At 40.5% G+C, this 16,852-nt stretch carries 18 protein-coding genes; 5 read left to right on the top strand and 13 right to left on the bottom strand.

The window, feature by feature from the left end:
- Window positions 1–7 precede the first annotated feature (7 nt).
- Window positions 8–586 (bottom strand): RNA polymerase sigma factor RpoE, encoded by a 579-nt coding sequence (gene rpoE / locus ACOB80_RS12405; RefSeq protein ID WP_473166152.1) that lies wholly within the window; start codon window positions 584–586, stop codon window positions 8–10.
- A 207-nt stretch (window positions 587–793) separates the two neighbouring features.
- Here rpoE and nadB point away from each other — a divergent pair, with 207 nt between their 5' ends.
- On the top strand, window positions 794–2,404 hold the full coding sequence (gene nadB / locus ACOB80_RS12400) for an L-aspartate oxidase (protein ID WP_473166151.1): 1,611 nt from the start codon (window positions 794–796) through the stop codon (window positions 2,402–2,404).
- A 15-nt stretch (window positions 2,405–2,419) separates the two neighbouring features.
- Here the strand turns inward: nadB and ACOB80_RS12395 are convergent, their stop codons facing one another.
- On the bottom strand, window positions 2,420–2,890 hold the full coding sequence (locus ACOB80_RS12395) for a hypothetical protein (RefSeq protein WP_473166150.1): 471 nt from the start codon (window positions 2,888–2,890) through the stop codon (window positions 2,420–2,422).
- Window positions 2,832–3,083 carry an FAD assembly factor SdhE gene (locus tag ACOB80_RS12390; protein WP_473166149.1) on the bottom strand — a complete coding sequence of 84 codons (252 nt, stop codon included), beginning with the start codon at window positions 3,081–3,083 and terminating at the stop codon, window positions 2,832–2,834. The genes ACOB80_RS12395 and ACOB80_RS12390 overlap by 59 nt, the downstream gene beginning before the upstream one ends.
- Before the next feature lie 154 nt (window positions 3,084–3,237).
- Between ACOB80_RS12390 and ygfZ the strand changes: the two genes are divergently transcribed.
- Window positions 3,238–4,203: a tRNA-modifying protein YgfZ gene (gene ygfZ, locus ACOB80_RS12385; RefSeq protein ID WP_473166148.1), complete on the top strand. Its 966-nt coding sequence runs from the start codon at window positions 3,238–3,240 to the stop codon at window positions 4,201–4,203.
- Window positions 4,204–4,221: 18 nt separating this feature from the next.
- The gene (locus tag ACOB80_RS12380) at window positions 4,222–4,773 is read left to right on the top strand and encodes an FKBP-type peptidyl-prolyl cis-trans isomerase (protein ID WP_473166147.1); all 552 of its coding nucleotides are present in this window, start codon (window positions 4,222–4,224) and stop codon (window positions 4,771–4,773) included.
- 53 nt (window positions 4,774–4,826) lie between these two features.
- On the opposite strand, the gene ACOB80_RS12375 is transcribed toward ACOB80_RS12380, so the two are convergent.
- Window positions 4,827–5,714 carry a LysR family transcriptional regulator gene (locus ACOB80_RS12375; RefSeq protein ID WP_473166146.1) on the bottom strand — a complete coding sequence of 296 codons (888 nt, stop codon included), beginning with the start codon at window positions 5,712–5,714 and terminating at the stop codon, window positions 4,827–4,829.
- A gap of 176 nt (window positions 5,715–5,890) precedes the next feature.
- Between ACOB80_RS12375 and ACOB80_RS12370 the strand changes: the two genes are divergently transcribed.
- On the top strand, window positions 5,891–6,568 hold the full coding sequence (locus ACOB80_RS12370) for a pirin family protein (protein WP_473166145.1): 678 nt from the start codon (window positions 5,891–5,893) through the stop codon (window positions 6,566–6,568).
- 19 nt (window positions 6,569–6,587) lie between these two features.
- A complete protein-coding gene (locus tag ACOB80_RS12365; protein ID WP_473166144.1) occupies window positions 6,588–6,806 on the top strand; it encodes a putative antibiotic biosynthesis monooxygenase in 219 nt (72 codons plus the stop codon).
- Here ACOB80_RS12365 and ACOB80_RS12360 read toward each other — a convergent pair.
- The 9 genes from ACOB80_RS12360 to guaB all read right to left on the bottom strand — a co-directional run bounded on the left by ACOB80_RS12360 (window position 6,796) and on the right by guaB (window position 16,765).
- Window positions 6,796–8,805 (bottom strand): methyl-accepting chemotaxis protein, encoded by a 2,010-nt coding sequence (locus tag ACOB80_RS12360; protein ID WP_473166143.1) that lies wholly within the window; start codon window positions 8,803–8,805, stop codon window positions 6,796–6,798. The two genes, ACOB80_RS12365 and ACOB80_RS12360, sit on opposite strands and share 11 nt — an antisense overlap.
- A gap of 126 nt (window positions 8,806–8,931) precedes the next feature.
- The gene (locus tag ACOB80_RS12355) at window positions 8,932–9,933 is read right to left on the bottom strand and encodes a M48 family metallopeptidase (RefSeq protein WP_473166142.1); all 1,002 of its coding nucleotides are present in this window, start codon (window positions 9,931–9,933) and stop codon (window positions 8,932–8,934) included.
- Window positions 9,934–11,046 (bottom strand): YjgN family protein, encoded by a 1,113-nt coding sequence (locus ACOB80_RS12350; protein WP_473166141.1) that lies wholly within the window; start codon window positions 11,044–11,046, stop codon window positions 9,934–9,936.
- Between the two features lie 203 nt (window positions 11,047–11,249).
- Window positions 11,250–11,597, bottom strand: coding sequence for a RidA family protein (locus ACOB80_RS12345; protein WP_473166140.1), 348 nt, complete (start codon window positions 11,595–11,597; stop codon window positions 11,250–11,252).
- Window positions 11,598–11,746: 149 nt separating this feature from the next.
- Window positions 11,747–12,181 carry an ABA4-like family protein gene (locus tag ACOB80_RS12340; RefSeq protein WP_473166139.1) on the bottom strand — a complete coding sequence of 145 codons (435 nt, stop codon included), beginning with the start codon at window positions 12,179–12,181 and terminating at the stop codon, window positions 11,747–11,749.
- Entirely contained in the window at window positions 12,174–12,614 is a 441-nt protein-coding gene (locus ACOB80_RS12335) for a MarR family winged helix-turn-helix transcriptional regulator (RefSeq protein ID WP_473166138.1), read from the bottom strand. Before ACOB80_RS12335 ends, ACOB80_RS12340 begins: the two co-directional genes overlap by 8 nt.
- 155 nt (window positions 12,615–12,769) lie before the next feature.
- Window positions 12,770–13,204 (bottom strand): hypothetical protein, encoded by a 435-nt coding sequence (locus ACOB80_RS12330; protein ID WP_473166137.1) that lies wholly within the window; start codon window positions 13,202–13,204, stop codon window positions 12,770–12,772.
- Between the two features lie 173 nt (window positions 13,205–13,377).
- Window positions 13,378–14,955, bottom strand: a complete 1,578-nt coding sequence (guaA, locus tag ACOB80_RS12325; protein ID WP_473166136.1) for a glutamine-hydrolyzing GMP synthase — start codon at window positions 14,953–14,955, stop codon at window positions 13,378–13,380.
- A 337-nt stretch (window positions 14,956–15,292) separates the two neighbouring features.
- Window positions 15,293–16,765, bottom strand: a complete 1,473-nt coding sequence (guaB, locus tag ACOB80_RS12320) for an IMP dehydrogenase (protein WP_473166135.1) — start codon at window positions 16,763–16,765, stop codon at window positions 15,293–15,295.
- Window positions 16,766–16,852: the final 87 nt, after the last annotated feature.

The following is a 16,852-nucleotide window of genomic DNA, read 5'->3' as shown; positions in this document are numbered from 1 at the left end:
CTGTAATTTAGCGCTGAAGTAGCGGACGAATCTTTTTATCAACCGCTTCGCGGGCTCTAAAAATCCTGGATCGCACAGTGCCTACTGGGCAGTCCATTATTGTCGCTATTTCTTCATAACTTAACCCTTCTAATTCACGCAAGTTAATTGCTGTGCGCAAATCGTCAGGCAGTTGTTCGATGGTATTAAATACCACCTGTTTAATTTCTTTTGTTAACAGTAATTTTTCAGGCGAAGCGTTTTCTCGTAACGCATCTCCTGAATCATAAATCTCTGCGTCTTCAATTTCAACATCGGAGCCAGGAGGTTTTCTGCCACTGGCTACCATGTGATTTTTTGCACAATTTACCGCTATACGATATAGCCAAGTGTAAAAAGCACTATCACCTCTAAAGTTAGGTAGCGCGCGATATGCTTTGATAAAGGCTTCTTGAGCAATATCTGGCACATCACTATGATTTTTCACATAACGCGAAATCAAATTAGCCACTTTACTTTGATACTTCTTTACTAGCAGGTTATAAGCACTTTTATCGCCGCGCTGCACCCGCTCAACCAAAACTTGGTCGACGTTCTGTTCGCTCATTCGAGCCAATACTCCTTCCAACGTTAATTGTTTATATACATCTGGCTCATAGCAAACGCATTCTTTAGGACTAGCGTCTGAGTAAAAAGTTCTAAAAAAATTAAAAAAAATTTAAATTTTCTCGAACTTAGTATGTTTGATGCTGTTTTTGCAGCCCAGAACACGCTAAAATTCTTGCGTTATAGAATAGCGCATTTCAAAGAATATATGAATCAACAACATAATTGTGATGTCCTAATTGTTGGCAGTGGTGCTGCAGGATTGACCTTAGCTTTACATTTAGCGAAACAGGCTGACGTTGTAATTTTAAGTAAAAGCCGCGTTAATGAAGGCTCAACTTATTATGCACAAGGTGGAATTGCCGCTGTATTCGATGAAAATGACAGTGTCGAAGCACATGTTAGCGATACCTTAGTTGCCGGCGCTGGTTTATGCGACGAGAAAGCAGTTAAATATACTGCAGAAAACGCCCGCCATTGCTTAGAGTGGCTCATTGAGCAAGGTGTTGATTTTGACCAAGAGTCAAATGAAGAAGGTGACATAAAGTACCATCTCACTCGCGAGGGTGGTCATAGCCACAGACGCATTCTGCATGCAGCAGATGCTACCGGTCAGGCAGTCCAAACCACCTTAGTTGACCGAGTATTGCAACATAACCGTATTCGTATTTTCGAACGTTATAACGCTATTGATTTAGTTAGAGACAGAAATAAAAAAGGTAAACCATGTATTGGTGCCTATGTTTGGAACCGAAATACCGAAAAAGTAGAGCGCATTTTTGCCAAAAAGACCATTCTGGCAACTGGTGGCGCATCTAAAGTTTATCAATATACCTCTAACCCTGATATCGCCAGTGGCGACGGTGTTGCTATGGCTTGGCGTGCCGGTTGCAGAGTCGCGAATATGGAATTTAATCAGTTTCATCCTACCTGTTTATTTCACCCTGACGCTAAAAACTTTCTTCTTACAGAAGCTTTAAGAGGCGAAGGCGCCATTTTAAGACGCCCTGATGGCAGCCGCTTTATGCCTAGTTTTGATAAACGGGCAGAATTGGCACCTCGTGATATCGTGGCGCGTGCTATCGATTATGAAATGAAACGACTGGGTGCAGATTGCATGTACTTAGATATTAGTCATAAATCACCAGAATTTATTAAGCAGCACTTCCCTACTATATATGAAAAAACCATGTCTTTAGGTATCGACATGACTAAACAACCTATGCCAGTAGTACCTGCAGCCCATTACACCTGTGGAGGTGTGATGATCAATGAACAGGGGCAAACCGATGTGGCTAATCTATATGCGATTGGTGAAGTCGCTTATACGGGTCTGCACGGCGCCAACCGCATGGCAAGCAACTCGCTGTTAGAATGTTTAGTGTATGCTCGTGCTGCCGCATTGGACATAGAAGCGAATTTAGACCAAAGCCAAAGTTTCCAAACTTTGCCGCCTTGGGATGAAAGTCGTGTTATCGACTCAGATGAGGAAGTTGTTATTCAGCACAACTGGCACGAGCTTCGGCTATTTATGTGGGACTATGTAGGCATTGTTAGAACGACAAAACGTCTTGAACGAGCATTACACAGAGTTGAGTTACTGCAAAAAGAGATTAACGAATATTACTCACACTTTAGAGTAAGTAATAACTTGTTAGAACTGAGAAACCTCGTGCAAGTTGCCGAGCTAATTATCCGCTGTGCGATGAAAAGAAAAGAAAGTAGGGGTCTTCATTATACCCTTGATTACCCTGACACTTTACCTGAAGCAACTGCGACTATTTTACAGCCTCAATCAAAGTACACTAGGTCCAATTAATTAAAGTGGATAAAGCTATCGACGTCGAATAATCCGAGATAGTCTAGAACAGTTTTGCGCAGATAGACTATCTCTAAAAAGAAAGAACCTTTGTAGCTGTGTTTTTTCGCCTTGCTCCATGGCAATAACCAGCCAAAAGCCAAACAAATTATCCAAGCTTCTTTCCGAAATTTTTCCTTCAATACGCTCGGAACCACTTTCACTTTCTACAATACCAACAAAGTGCCCTTCTTGGCTCAATAAAAAGCTCGAAAGATAAGGTGTTCGATAGCGAATCAGCCAATAAGTACTTCCGATACCTATTAACACCGCCACCAAAGACAGCGCGCTGTTAAGCCAAACAGCCGCAAAACAGTACATAACGGCATTAGTTAAGATGCTTGCGATTTTTACTTGTAGTGCCTGTTTCGAAGACGATACTTCTATATCAAACTTTGTTGCATTTAAGAATAAATTGCACCATGTCTCTAAGTTCGGAATCTTCACATTCCTCGTGCCCCATAAACCAAGCGAATAACTCAGGATCCTGACAAGTTAGTAATCGCTCAAAAGTCCGTTTTTTCTCTTCAGGTAAATTATCGTAAGTTTTTTCCACGAACGGCATAAAAATAACATCTAACTCTAACATGCCGCGACGACAAGCCCATTTCAATCGAGCTTTATTTACTGGTACAGACATACATTCATCTATAAAAAACTATTTGGCTTATTGTAGCAAATTCAGGTAATTGATCACTACGTATGTCAAAAATAACTCGATAACTTCCTTGTATTTTGTCTTTTCGCCCATATCTCAACACTACCTTAAACGCTAGGTTCATCGCAAAATAACCATGAATTTACTTAACGACAAGCCAACGCTCAACTCTTTACCCGAAAACTACTTAATAAACTTAGAGAACTTCTCGGCTATTAGCTTAGTTGGCGAAGAACAATCCTCTTATTTAAACGGTCAAGTAACCTGTGACGTAACCACTCTTGCACAAAATCAAATGCAATTTGGCGGTCATTGTAATGCGAAAGGCAAAGTTCATTCGATTTTTCGTTTGTTTAACCACTTAGGAAAACATCTGCTCTTTCAACCTACATCAACGCTTGCTGCCTCCTTAGCTGAATTAAGTAAATTCGGTGTTTTCGCTAAGGTAGATATTGAGCAAACTTCTGAGTTAAAGTTTACTGCAGTCGTTGGTAACCAGTGTGAGCAAGTACTTACCAATCACTTTGGGTCATTAGTATCTCACGATTCAGCCGTTATCGAAAAAGAAGGTATTTCACTGGTGTTTATCGGCGGCAGAGTAAAACGTTACTTGCTCGTAGGAAACGGTGAACGATACCAAGGTTTGTTAAATGAAATGAATGCGCCTATTTATGGTGATAGCATTTGGACCTTATTGGAAATGCACGATGGTTTTCCAATAATGCATAACACTGAGCAAGAATTTGTGCCTCAGATGCTGAACCTACAAGCCATTGATGGTATTAGCTTTACTAAAGGTTGTTACTTAGGGCAGGAAACTGTTGCTCGCATGAAGTACTTAGGTAGAAATAAAAAAGCGCTATATATTTTAACCGGTACAAGTGACAGTATTAGTTCGCTGACAGGCGTTGAAAAACAGCTCGGTGAAAACTGGCGCTCGGCAGGCGATATTATCGCCTATTACCAAGCAGATGATGGTACAATCACGATTCAAGCGGTACTTGGTAAAGACATTGGCGCAGACACGCATTTACGAGTTAAATCTCAGCCAGAAATCTCGCTGAGCATTTTACCGCTCCCCTATTCACTCGAAGAAGAGTAATTATTTACAGGATCCTTTATGAAAATCGCCCCTAACAAAGTTGTTGTATTACATTACGCAGTATCAGATACAGAAGACACTCTCATTGATAGCTCTTACGACCATCAACCACTAGCAATTATTCAAGGCACGGGTTATTTAATTCCCGGTTTAGAAGATGCGTTACTTGAAAGAGAAGCAGGAGATTCATTCTCAGTTACCGTTGAAGCAGAGCAAGCTTATGGTGAGCGCTTTGATGGCTACGTGCAAACTGTACCTAAATCTTTGTTCGAAGGTATTGATGACATCAATATCGGCACTCAACTTAGAGCAACAACAGAAGAAGGCGAACAAACCGTTATAGTTATCGACGTGCAAGAAGATGAAATTACGGTTGATGGTAATCACCCGCTAGCCGGTATCGACTTAAAGTTTGATGTTGAAATTCTAGAAGTACGTGACGCGACAGAAGAAGAACTAGCACATGGTCATGTGCACCAAGAAGCGAAATCTTGCTGTGATTCAGAACAAGACACTAATTGTTGTGACACTGAACAATCTGATGACAATGGTTGCGACACTAAGCATTAATACCAAAACAAACATTTATCGATCAAAGGCAGGTAAAATAATACCTGCCTTTTTTATTTAAGTTTGTCAGCTAAAAAAGACAAATACACCTTCAGTTTCGGTAACGCACCTTTGCGACTAGGGTAAATGGCATATATGTCTACCGACCGACCACACCACTCTGGTAATACATTAATTAACTCTCCAGTCGCTACCTCTTTGTCACACAAATAACTTGGCATAAGAGCAATGCCTTGATCAGCAACGAGCATTGACTTGATCATGTGAAAATCGTCTGCCGCGAAAACGGTTTTAATATCAATGTGTGCTTGTTCATTTTGCTTAAACAAATGCCACATCGACTTACTGTCTACTACCGACATTTGCAGGCAATCGTGCTCAGGCAGTTCAGATACTGTAGCTGGCATGCCATTAGCTTTTATATATTGCTTACTCGCAAACAGCGCAAAGTGTACCGTCATTAAACGCTTGGAAATTAAATTAGAATCTGGCGACTGTCCAACTCTAATCGCTAAATCAAAACTTTCCTCCACCATATCAACTCTTCTATTGGTTAGCGTAAAATCTAGTGTTATCTCGGGAAACCTAGCGCGAAATTCAGGTATGAGATCGCTAAGCAGTCCTTGACCTACACCGACAGAAGTACATATTTTCAAGGTGCCTTTTGCACTTTCTGATAACGACTCTATCGATGATAGCGCTGCCTGAAGCTCTTCATCAATACGCTGACAATGGGTTAGTAGTAAGACACCTATTTCAGTTAAATGCATTGACCTCGTTGAACGTTCTATCAGTCGTGTTTGCAACTGTTCTTCTAGACGCGTTAATTTGCGGCTAACATTAGATTTTGGCAAACCCAGTATATCCGCAGCTTTAGTAAAACTTTGTTGCTCTGCTATCACTTTAAAAACCAGTAAATCATTAGTATCAACACTAAACATTGCGTCCTCTTACCATTTAGTTGCTACCAGTAAAACCCACTGTTCATTAATTATGTTTAAGTGAACGATTGTTACCAAATATAGAACAGTAATTTACCAAAACGCATATTTTTCTCAATAGCAACAACAAATATACTTATCACCAAGTTAAGAAAAATTTATTTAAGGACACAAGTATGCAAGTAATCAACTATCAAGAATTACCACATGGTGGCTTCGCAGGATTAGAAGAGCGTCGCTTTGTTATGGATGAGCGTGTGTTTGGTGCGCGTAAACAACCAAGTACAGCGAATGGATTAGGTAACTTCGTTTATTTAGCAGATGCGAACTTTTTACCTCATGGTGAAACCCATATGCACCCTCACAAAGAAATTGACGTTATTTCGGTGATGGCTGACGGAAACATTCACCATCAAGGCTCTCTAGAGCATGGTGGCAATCTATCCAAAGGCGAAGCTCAAGTGCAACGTGCAGGTGGTGAGGGATTTTCTCACAATGAAATAAACCCAGATGGTTCACCAAATCAGTTAATTCAAATATGGGTGTTACCCGATGAAGCAGGTGAGCCAGCAGGTTATAAAGCCTATGCACCAAAAACTGGAGAGCTTACACATATTTACGGCGGCAACAAACAGCAAGATAAAACCATGTACAGTAAGACAAATATCTCTGTATTAAACGGTAAACCCGATCAACAAGTATCGTTTAGTGGAGAAGTAATGGCTTACATCAGCAAAGGTTCAGTTATTGCTAACGGCGTTAATATTGCACCAAGAAGTTTGGTCAGGGTAGAACAAGGGCTCGATCTTGTCGTGACTGAAGCTGACACACAAGTCATCTTTATTTACTTGTAATCGCGCTGTTAGTTGAACTATGAGTAAATTTACGAGCGTAGTGGTCACCATTCTATGGTTATACCCTTTGGTGACCTACATCCCACCTTTTATTGGTCAATACACTCAGTATGAATGGCTGGCAACCTTATTGTCACTGATGCTGATTGTGCCATTACTTTCCTATTTGTTAATGCCTTATTCAATAAAGGTTTTACGACATTTAACTTATGAAAATAAAACGGCCACTAAACCTTAAACTTTCCGAGGTTTTCGGCAAGGTCATGAGCACTTTGGTTCATGCTACTAAAGCTTTCCTCTAAGTCATTACCGCGGTTAACCGCGCTATCAGAAAGCTCATTAACTCGGTTAACAGTCTGCGCAATGTTATCTGCGACTTCTGCCTGCTGATTTACAGACGAGCTGATCTCAAATACTTGCTGTTGGATGCTTTCAACAGCTTCGCTAGCCTCACCTAACATGCCAAAGAGCTGTTCGCTGGCACTTGCATTAACTTCTACTTGTTTACAACTTGCCGTCATTGCACTTTCAGCAGCTTCCGACGAGTGTTGTAACTTTTGAATAATGTTGCTGATATTTTCAGTGGAGTCTTTAGTCTTAGACGCTAAAGTTCTTACTTCATCGGCAACTACGGCAAAGCCTCGCCCTTGTTCACCAGCTCTAGCCGCTTCAATTGCCGCATTTAATGCCAATAAATTTGTTTGATCGGCAACGGCTTGTATCACCTCTAAGACACCACTAATATCGGTAGCATTAGTTCGCAATTCTTCAACTACGTGTGTTGCGTCATTAATTTTGGCCCCTAAAGCGCCCATCGCAAGTTTGGCTTCCGATACAGCAGATTTCGCGTCATTCATCTTATCATTGGCATGTTCAGCGTCTTTAGCGACATTTTCCGCTGTACTGGCCATTTCTGCTGACGTTTGAGCCATCTCTTGTGTCGCTGTCGATGATAGCTCTACTTCAGCTTTTTGCTGATGCATAAATTCTCGTGTCGAATGCCAAGTATCAAATGCGGCATCACTCTTGTCATTTACTGAAATGGTAATATTTTTGCTCATTTTTACCAATTGATGCACTTGATCGGCAAATCGATTGAACGCATTGCCTAGCTGACCTAGCTCATCAATACGCTTAGTGTTTATTCGACGATTTAAATCACCATCTCCTGAGGCAATTTCTTCCATAGCCGACACTAATTCATTAATTTGTGTTTTCACTCGTAAGGCAAGAAATGCCACCACTAAACACACTGAAGAAATCATGATAATTGCCGCAATAACTTCACTTAATACCGCTTCGTTTACAATGTCTTGTGCCATACTGGTAGGGATCATAAATGCTAGGTACCACTGCATAGCTGGCTTATCGCTAGATATCGCCATCCATTCTACTCGGTAACTTTCACCTTTCCACTCAACTAGCTTACCGCTCTTGTTTCTTGAAGTAATGTCTCCCATTAATTCACTAAAACCATCTGCTCCAGCGATTGTTTCATCAACCTTAGTTAATTTGTCTCCAGCAGGGTTATTTGCTTTAAACTGTGGAAAGTAAACAATATTGCCATCTCCCGTAATTAAGAAAGCCTCGCCTTGCTTGCGAAACTTCACTTGAGACAGTAACTCTCGACCAATCTTATCTATGCCAATATCAACACCTGATGCACCAAGTAGCAGTCCGCCTTGGTAAATAGGCTGCATTATGGTCGCCACCATAGATTGATTTTCCATAGACAGCATAGTCGGATTGTTAACCATCAATCTATTTTCTTCACGGATCTTCTTCCACCATAAAGACTTCTCAATGGTATAACCCGTAGTATCCATACCTGTTTGATCGAAATACTCGTAAGTGGCACTTAATCCAGTAAACACACTTAAAATAGTATCGTCTGTATTTTTAATTCGTTGGTAGTATTCAATAAGAGGTTGGTAACTAGAAATAGTGGTGAAATCAGTCGCCAGATCATTACGCTCTTGCATAAACTCTTTAAAGATTGGCGCATCGACATAAGTAGTGAGAATTTTAGCTTTTGCTTCAAAAAAACTCTTAACATTGGCACTGTTTTCTACAAGAATTTGTGAAATTTCGTTGGAAACTTGTTCGGTCGCATCCTTAGTTGTGTCAACAACCCTAAAGCCAGAGACAACCAACAGCACCAAACTCAATGCACCACCAATAGACAAAATTAACTGTTTGGTAAAAGACGACTTAACCCAAGAAATTACACGACTCATAGATTGTATATATTCAAAATGTTACAACTGTTACCTTTGAATATATCGACTTTTACTGAAACAAATCAATAACAACATAGGACTATAATTGTTATTGATTTGTTTCAGTAGAAAAGTCAGGTCAATCTACTGAGTATTTTCAGCAGCAAACTTAACACGACTTTCTATTGTCGGATGAGAGCTAAAGTACTGCTCAAACACCTTGTATTCTTCACTACTAGGCGCTATTACTGTTAGCGCATCACCGAGTGCTGTTGGCGATATCCCTAACGTTTTGAGCTGTGCAACAGAGTATGCGTCCGCTTCTTGTTCAAGCGATTGAGAAAACTTATTTTGAATAATCGTTAAGAAGCTTCCTGAAAACAATTCGGCAACCCCTTCCATGTCTCCCATAACATATGTCATCAATAAACTAATCGCGATACTTTCAGCCACCATTTGTAAACCATGCTGATGTTCTATATGGCCAATCTCATGAAGAAGAACCGCTTTTATGGCATCAGGCTTTGAAGAGAGTTTTTCTATAAGGGTGTCAGTGACAACGACAGTTCCACCGGGTAGTGCGAACGCGTTAGCAACCCCCATTTTCCTATAGAATAACTGATATTTTTCTTGGTCTAACGATAAATCAGCCAGTAACTTTTGCCATTCTTGTTGCCAAAACTGTGCGGTATTTTCTTCCAGTTCAGATTCATCGACAAAGGTTTTGTCTAAATAAAGCAACACTTGCTCATCGATAGATTGCCTAACCACTTGTGGAATTAAAGGCGTAACTTGTTTAGCTCCTGCTGGTATAACACGATCGACAAGTAAATAAAGGGACAAAGGAACAAGAAATAAAGCAACTAAACATGCCAGTTTATTTCTTTCTAGCCAATCGACCAATTGATTACCATCACTAACCAATTCTTTAATTTGGTTATTTTCGGCAAGCACTATAAGACTGCCACAAGGAAGCTTCAACTCTTGTGGCAGTCCGGCCAATGGCGGCGAACTTTCTACATCATGGAGTACGATGGTTTTATCAACATTAACGCCGACTACATGTATACCATTGGACTCAACGGTGATGACCACATCCGTTGAATCACTGCTGTTAGCCTCAAAATATGTTCCTTGATACGACATTTAAGTTAACGCTACATCTACATCAAAGACATTGGCAATTTCGTCACCAATGGCACTTTGTTGCTCACCAAGGTGATCAATAACAGACTCTTTCTCTGACGAAAGCGATACTTGTGTTTTATCAACCACATAACGAGCACGTCTAATTTTCGCTAAAGGGTAAGCAAGACCAAAGGTAACGATTATTAGCAAGTAGTTACTTACCTGTACCCATGCCAAAGACATTGCAGAAAAGCTTGATTCAAAAATGGCGACGTCTTCAAGCTCGGTATTAGCAAAAATATGATTACGGATCATGGATGTATAAAAAGCAGAAACAAACACTAGTAAAAATACATAAATAAATGTCACCGCTGCGACAAAAACAAATAATGCTCCGCTATCATTTTTCAATGCTTCTCCATCAGGTAACGCTATGCCTAAAACAGCGATAACCATGCCTGCAGCAACCATAAACAAAATAGATACGCCTAGGGTTAATAAGACAGCTAAATAGTATGTACCGGTTTCTAACTCCGGCTTAAACTGTTTGTCACCATAATAGGTATTTGAAACAAGAAAGTTATCGATACGTTTAAACACCCAAGGTAAGGCTAAGTACAAAGTAAAGACACTTAAAATAGGCAACAATAAGAAATTAACAAAGGCGTCCCAATACTGTCCTTTGAAATCAAACCTTACATTGCGATAGCTTGATACACGCATGTTAAAGCGCAAGCTTGCACAAATTAAAAATGGAAACAAAATCGCCAAAGCAAGTGCCATTAATGCTCCAACCAAAGGATAAAACGATGACAACAAATAGTAGCTCCCAAACAGAAATACGGCGATAACGCGTCCTTTCAGAATTTGAAGAGGTGTAGCTAAATAGCGAAACCTGTGGCCATCTAGCTCTGTGTTGCCATAAAAATAACGCTCTGTTCTCACTTTCGCCCAGGCTGAATAAATGCCTAGTGTAATGATGGTCAAAAAGACATTTACGATCCAAATTTGCCAAAATTCGCCAGCTTTGCCATAAAAATTAAATGACGCAGGATGATATTTTTCCGCCGACTGAGGTTGCGAATTAGAGGTGCCCTGTTCCGGGACTAATTGATTACTATTCTCTTCCATTTGGGGTTCTCCTTGTTGTTCTTCCGTAAACTCTATGAGAAATAGTTAGTTAACTCAAATGTTAAAAAGGTATTTCTTATGCAATTATTACAAATTTTTAACAAGCAACTCAATACATAATGCTGAAATATTGCCGAAAGAGCCAAAGTGCTAAAAAGTAATAGTCGTCTTTAGCACTTCGTATAAAAATGACGTAAACAGAATTAAATCTCTGCGGCAATGACAGATATTTCCACCAATAACGCTTCTCGAGCCATTGCCGCTTCAACGCATGCTCTTGCCGGAGCATGGCCGTCAGGAACCCAAGCGTCCCACACAGCGTTCATTTCAGCAAAGTCTTGCATGGTCTTTAAATATATAGTTGCCGAAAGCATGTGTTCTCTAGAGCTGCCAGCTTGTGATAGTAAAGCGTCAACTTTGTCTAACATAGTTTGCGTTTGTTCTGTGATCCCTTTAGTCGCATCCGCACAGACCTGACCACATAAGTATATAGTGCCGTTATGCTTAACAATGCGGCTCATTCGTTGTTTTGTCTCTAAGCGTTCAATCATTTTTTAACCCTACTTGGTATAAATTTAGTGGCGTAATACTATTAAAAAGAACAAAGTTAAACAAACAACAAAAAACAACTACATATATAAAGATAAACTAACCAAACTAATGAGCTGCAATACTCAAAGCATCCAAAATTTACTTTAATCTACCAGTTAAGCACTTGGCGTTTATCTCGAAACGCAACTATGATTAAAAACATCAGTAACCCAATAGGCCCCAGCAGAAAAGTAAAAACAAGGCACGGACAAAGTAATTTATGACTGATTGAAAGCTCTCGTGCTTTATGTACAAGCCAAACACCAACGAAAAGATCAAACGCTAAATAGTGAATCCACCCCGTCAATAAGTGACCAAGATGACTAAATCCCGAAGCGACACCCGCCAATGAAGAAAAGTCTACGCTGGGTTCACTCCCTAAAAACGTTATAAACAGTAAGGAATAGGTAAATAACAAAGCGACGCAAATCAATTGAGTTAATCGCAATGCTTTATGGGGGAAAAATGGAAATAACAATAACGCACTCCACCCGAAAAACGCTAGTATACCCGCAACCGAGAACACAAACTCTAGATCAAACATAAGCGTCTTTTCCTATTAGCTTAAAAACCTCTAATGTGGAAGATAACTTACCTTGCGCTACTCCATCTAATAACCTTTCACTGCTTTCCCTCAAACTAATAGTCGCATCTGTTAAGATCCTTTCTCCAGCCGAGGTTAACTTAACTAAACTAATCCGCGCATCGCGTTCAGTAGCTTCTTTTGACACCAAGCCCTGTTTTTCCATCGGTATCAAGACTCTTGTAACACCCGACGCGGTTAGACTCATTGCGTTAGCTAAATCTATGCGTTTCATTTTTTTATCAAAACCCATATTTAAATGAAACAAAACTAGATACTCGGTAAAACCAATGCCGTGAACTGCTCCCAAATAGCCGTCAACTCGCTTATGCACAAGAGAGCTTACTGTCATCAGATTCAAGACAAAAGATACTTCTTTATTTATTTCACTCATTTACACCCCTATAAAAACATTCACAAATACTTGAGCTGTCAAGTATTGATCAAGCATAAACGGAAAGCAATATAGTTTAATAGAAATGTTAATTGATTTAGAAATTAAAAAGCCAAGACAGTCGCCTTGGCTTGAAAAAATGGGTTTTACAATAACTAGCTGGTACAACGATCTGCCGAAGCTGCGTAAAGAGTTGTATTTGCAGATACCCTAACCTTTACACACGTAACCGCTTGTCCGATTTCTTCTTTTTGGATCACTGTGACATCTCCGCGTTCTGGAGAATAAAGCTGATATTCGAATGCTTGGTCACTTCCCTCTGCAAGTCCAGTAAACAAGCCACCAAATAAAGCCCCAACTAATGCACCAGCAAACATATCTTCAGAATCACCATCAAGGTTATCTAAAACACCAACTCCAGCGCCGACAAGTACACCAGTGCCCACTTCAGATGAAAATTCTACAGGCGTAACTTGTTTTACTTCCGCATAAAACTCTTGAATCATTTGATTTTCGTCAGCTCTATCAACACCTGGAGTTGCACAACCAACTAACAATAAGGCAAAGCCAACTAATATAAATCTAAACATAACTATATTCCCTACGAGCAATCTTCTTTCTTGATGTAAAGAGTGTAGAAAAGTTAACGATATATTGATGTTTAAACAGTGTTTAACGTCTGTTAGATAATGTAAGAAGCGCTAAAAGTAAAAAGCCAAAGCGAATGCTTTGGCCTTTATCACAATGATTTATTTAGCGGACTCTATTCCCACTCAATTGTCGCAGGTGGCTTACCACTAATATCGTAAACAACACGCGAAATACCATCAATTTCATTAATGATACGGTTCGACACTAAACCTAAGAAGTCATATGGTAAATGTGCCCAATGAGCCGTCATAAAGTCAATCGTTTCCACAGCACGTAAGCTAACAACCCAGTCGTACTTGCGACCGTCACCCATTACGCCAACGGAACGCACAGGTAAAAACACAGTAAATGCCTGGCTAACTTTGTTGTATAAATCGTGGTTGTGAAGCTCTTCAATGAAAATAGCATCAGCACGACGTAGTAAGTCAGCATATTCTTTTTTCACTTCACCAAGAATACGAACACCTAACCCTGGACCTGGGAATGGGTGACGGTAAAGCATGTCGTATGGTAAACCTAGCTCTAAACCAATTTTGCGTACTTCATCTTTAAATAATTCACGCAGCGGCTCAACAAGGCCTAGCTCCATATCTTCAGGTAAACCACCCACATTGTGGTGTGATTTAATTACGTGTGCTTTACCCGTTTTAGACGCAGCTGATTCAATAACATCTGGGTAAATAGTCCCTTGTGCCAACCATTTAGCGTTTTGGCGCTTACCCGCTTCTTCATCAAATACTTCAACGAATACGTTGCCAATGATCTTACGCTTAGCTTCAGGATCGTTCTCACCTTCCAAGCGATCTAAGAAACGTTGCTCAGCATTAACGTGAACGATATTCAAACCAAAATGGTCGCCAAACATATCCATTACTTGCTGACCTTCGTTTAAACGTAGAAGGCCGTTGTCAACAAATACACATGTTAATTTATCACCAATAGCACGGTGTAAAAGCATAGCTACAACAGAAGAATCCACGCCACCAGAAAGACCTAAGATAACTTCATCGTCACCCACTTGTTCTTTCATTTTTGCAACAGCGTCGTCAATAATTGAACTTGGTGTCCAAAGCTTCTCACATTGACAAATGTCAACAACAAAGTGCTCAAGCATACGCATACCTTGTTTAGTATGCGTTACTTCTGGGTGGAATTGAACACCGTAGAATTTTTTCTCTTCATTTGCCATTGCAGCGTGAGCACAGCTTGGTGTTTGCGCAATCGTTGTGAAACCTTCAGGGATAGTCGCAACTTTGTCACCATGACTCATCCATACATCTAATACAGCGTTGCCATTGGCACCTACTGAATCTTCAATATTTTTAAATAGCTCTGAAGTTGCAATAACTTCAACACCAGCATAACCAAACTCTTTGTGTTCGGAACTTTCAACGCTACCACCAAGTTGTTCAGACATAGTTTGCATGCCGTAACAAACACCTAAAACTGGAACGCCAGCATTAAATACATATTCAGGTGCACGTGGCGAATCTGCTTCAGTGACTGATTCAGGGCCACCAGCCAAAATAATACCGGTTGGGTTAAACTCTTTAATTTGCTCTTCGGTTACATCCCAAGCCCAAAGCTCACAGTAAACACCAATTTCACGTACACGACGTGCAATTAATTGCGTGTATTGCGAACCGAAGTCTAGGATTAGTATACGTGAATCATGGATATCTTTACTCATTAGATATATCTCATTAGTCTGGCTCGTCATAAACAAACTTTATACGGCGTTGCTTTGGAATTCGTCGAATTCATTTACTTGAGTAAACTCATTCGCCAAATTAAAAAGCGCCTTGCCTAAAGCTCGTTTACTTAGAGCATTTCAATTCTTGTAAATAAGGCTGACGGAGACATTAGTTTCACTCAGCCCGTAAATAATCATTTAATTACAATGTAAGAATAGATAAATTCTAAACTTATCGGCATTAGAGCTAAGAAGAAGCGCGCAGCCTAGTAACCTAGGTGAGCACTTCTGATGCCGCTATCATGTCGATAAGTGACGAAGTTACTATTCGAAGTTAGCCCATTCTATAGTTAGGCGCTTCCTTGGTGATGGTTACGTCATGAACATGTGACTCACCCATTCCAGCTGCAGTAATCTTCATAAACTGTGGCTTAGTGCGCATTTCATCAATCGTTGCTGAGCCAGTTAGGCCCATAGAAGAGCGTAAACCGCCCATTTGCTGATGAATAATAGCTGCCACAGGGCCTTTATAGGCTACACGTCCTTCGATACCTTCTGGTACTAGCTTATCTGCTTCACCGTCAGTTTTCTGGAAGTAACGGTCACTTGAACCTTCTTTTTGCGCCATTGCACCTAATGAGCCCATACCACGGTAAGATTTGTAGTAACGACCTTGGTAAAGCTCAACTTCACCCGGTGATTCCTCAGTACCAGCGAACATGCTACCAACCATTACACAGTGTGCACCTGCAACTAATGCTTTAGCGATATCACCTGAAAAACGAATACCACCATCGGCAATGACAGGAATACCAGTGCCTTTTAACGCATCTACCGCATCAGAAATTGCAGTAAGTTGAGGAACACCAACACCAGTAACAATACGGGTTGTACAAATTGAACCAGGACCAATGCCCACTTTAACAGCATCAACACCTGCGTCCGCTAACGCTTTCGCCCCTGCGCCTGTTGCAACGTTACCAGCAACAATTTGTAAATCAGGGTATTTATCGCGCGTTTCTTTCACACGATCTAAAACGCCTTGAGAATGACCATGAGATGTATCGATAAGTAACACATCAACACCAGCTTCCACAAGTGCATCAATACGCTCGTCAGTACCAGCGCCAACGCCTACTGCTGCACCAACGCGTAAACGGCCTAACTCATCTTTACACGCGTTCGGCTTGCTTTCAGCTTTCTGATAATCTTTTACCGTGATAAGGCCAGTTAGTTTAAAGGCATCGTCAACCATCAAGATTTTTTCAATGCGATGCTCATGCATTAAACTTAAAATATCTTCGCGTTGTGCCCCTTCCTTAACAGTCACTAAGCGATCTTTTTCAGTCATTAATGCTGAAACAGGTTTAGTTAGCTCAGTTTCAAAGCGAAGATCACGACCAGTGACAATACCAACTAGGTTGTTTTGCGCATCAACTACAGGGAAACCAGAAAAGCCTAGTTCATCAGCTAATGCCATAACAGATTCAATTGAGGCTTCAGGGCTAACTGTTACAGGATCAGTAACAATACCACTTTCGTATTTTTTAACTTTAGACACTTCTTTTGCTTGTTCAGCAATCGTCATGTTCTTATGAATGAAACCAATGCCACCTTCTTTTGCAAGGGTAATTGCTAAACGCGCTTCAGTTACTGTGTCCATAGACGCAGAAACCATTGGCACATTCATGTCAATCTTGCGGGTTAATTTAGTTTTAAGGTCGGCAGTATGAGGCAGTACCGTAGAATGGGCAGGTACTAGTAAAACATCGTCAAAAGTTAACGCTTCTTGAGCAATTCGTAGCATCGCAACATCTCTCTAAAAAGTGTGGTTAGGGAGGAAATATTGCGGCAGCATTTTAACCGCTTTCATGATCTAGGTAAACTTAATTTT

It is taken from the genome of Thalassotalea coralli (assembly GCF_055786205.1).
This window is presented reverse-complemented; position numbering and strand designations above follow the sequence as displayed.

Coding starts and splice junctions, on each gene's coding strand:
- rpoE (WP_473166152.1), bottom strand. CDS start 586: ATGAGCGAACAGAACGTCGACCAAGTTTTGGTTGAGCGGGTGCAGCGC.
- nadB (WP_473166151.1), top strand. CDS start 794: ATGAATCAACAACATAATTGTGATGTCCTAATTGTTGGCAGTGGTGCT.
- ACOB80_RS12390 (WP_473166149.1), bottom strand. CDS start 3,083: ATGTCTGTACCAGTAAATAAAGCTCGATTGAAATGGGCTTGTCGTCGC.
- ygfZ (WP_473166148.1), top strand. CDS start 3,238: ATGAATTTACTTAACGACAAGCCAACGCTCAACTCTTTACCCGAAAAC.
- ACOB80_RS12380 (WP_473166147.1), top strand. CDS start 4,222: ATGAAAATCGCCCCTAACAAAGTTGTTGTATTACATTACGCAGTATCA.
- ACOB80_RS12375 (WP_473166146.1), bottom strand. CDS start 5,714: ATGTTTAGTGTTGATACTAATGATTTACTGGTTTTTAAAGTGATAGCA.
- ACOB80_RS12370 (WP_473166145.1), top strand. CDS start 5,891: ATGCAAGTAATCAACTATCAAGAATTACCACATGGTGGCTTCGCAGGA.
- ACOB80_RS12365 (WP_473166144.1), top strand. CDS start 6,588: ATGAGTAAATTTACGAGCGTAGTGGTCACCATTCTATGGTTATACCCT.
- ACOB80_RS12360 (WP_473166143.1), bottom strand. CDS start 8,805: ATGAGTCGTGTAATTTCTTGGGTTAAGTCGTCTTTTACCAAACAGTTA.
- ACOB80_RS12355 (WP_473166142.1), bottom strand. CDS start 9,933: ATGTCGTATCAAGGAACATATTTTGAGGCTAACAGCAGTGATTCAACG.
- ACOB80_RS12350 (WP_473166141.1), bottom strand. CDS start 11,046: ATGGAAGAGAATAGTAATCAATTAGTCCCGGAACAGGGCACCTCTAAT.
- ACOB80_RS12345 (WP_473166140.1), bottom strand. CDS start 11,597: ATGATTGAACGCTTAGAGACAAAACAACGAATGAGCCGCATTGTTAAG.
- ACOB80_RS12340 (WP_473166139.1), bottom strand. CDS start 12,181: ATGTTTGATCTAGAGTTTGTGTTCTCGGTTGCGGGTATACTAGCGTTT.
- ACOB80_RS12335 (WP_473166138.1), bottom strand. CDS start 12,614: ATGAGTGAAATAAATAAAGAAGTATCTTTTGTCTTGAATCTGATGACA.
- ACOB80_RS12330 (WP_473166137.1), bottom strand. CDS start 13,204: ATGTTTAGATTTATATTAGTTGGCTTTGCCTTATTGTTAGTTGGTTGT.
- guaA (WP_473166136.1), bottom strand. CDS start 14,955: ATGAGTAAAGATATCCATGATTCACGTATACTAATCCTAGACTTCGGT.
- guaB (WP_473166135.1), bottom strand. CDS start 16,765: ATGCTACGAATTGCTCAAGAAGCGTTAACTTTTGACGATGTTTTACTA.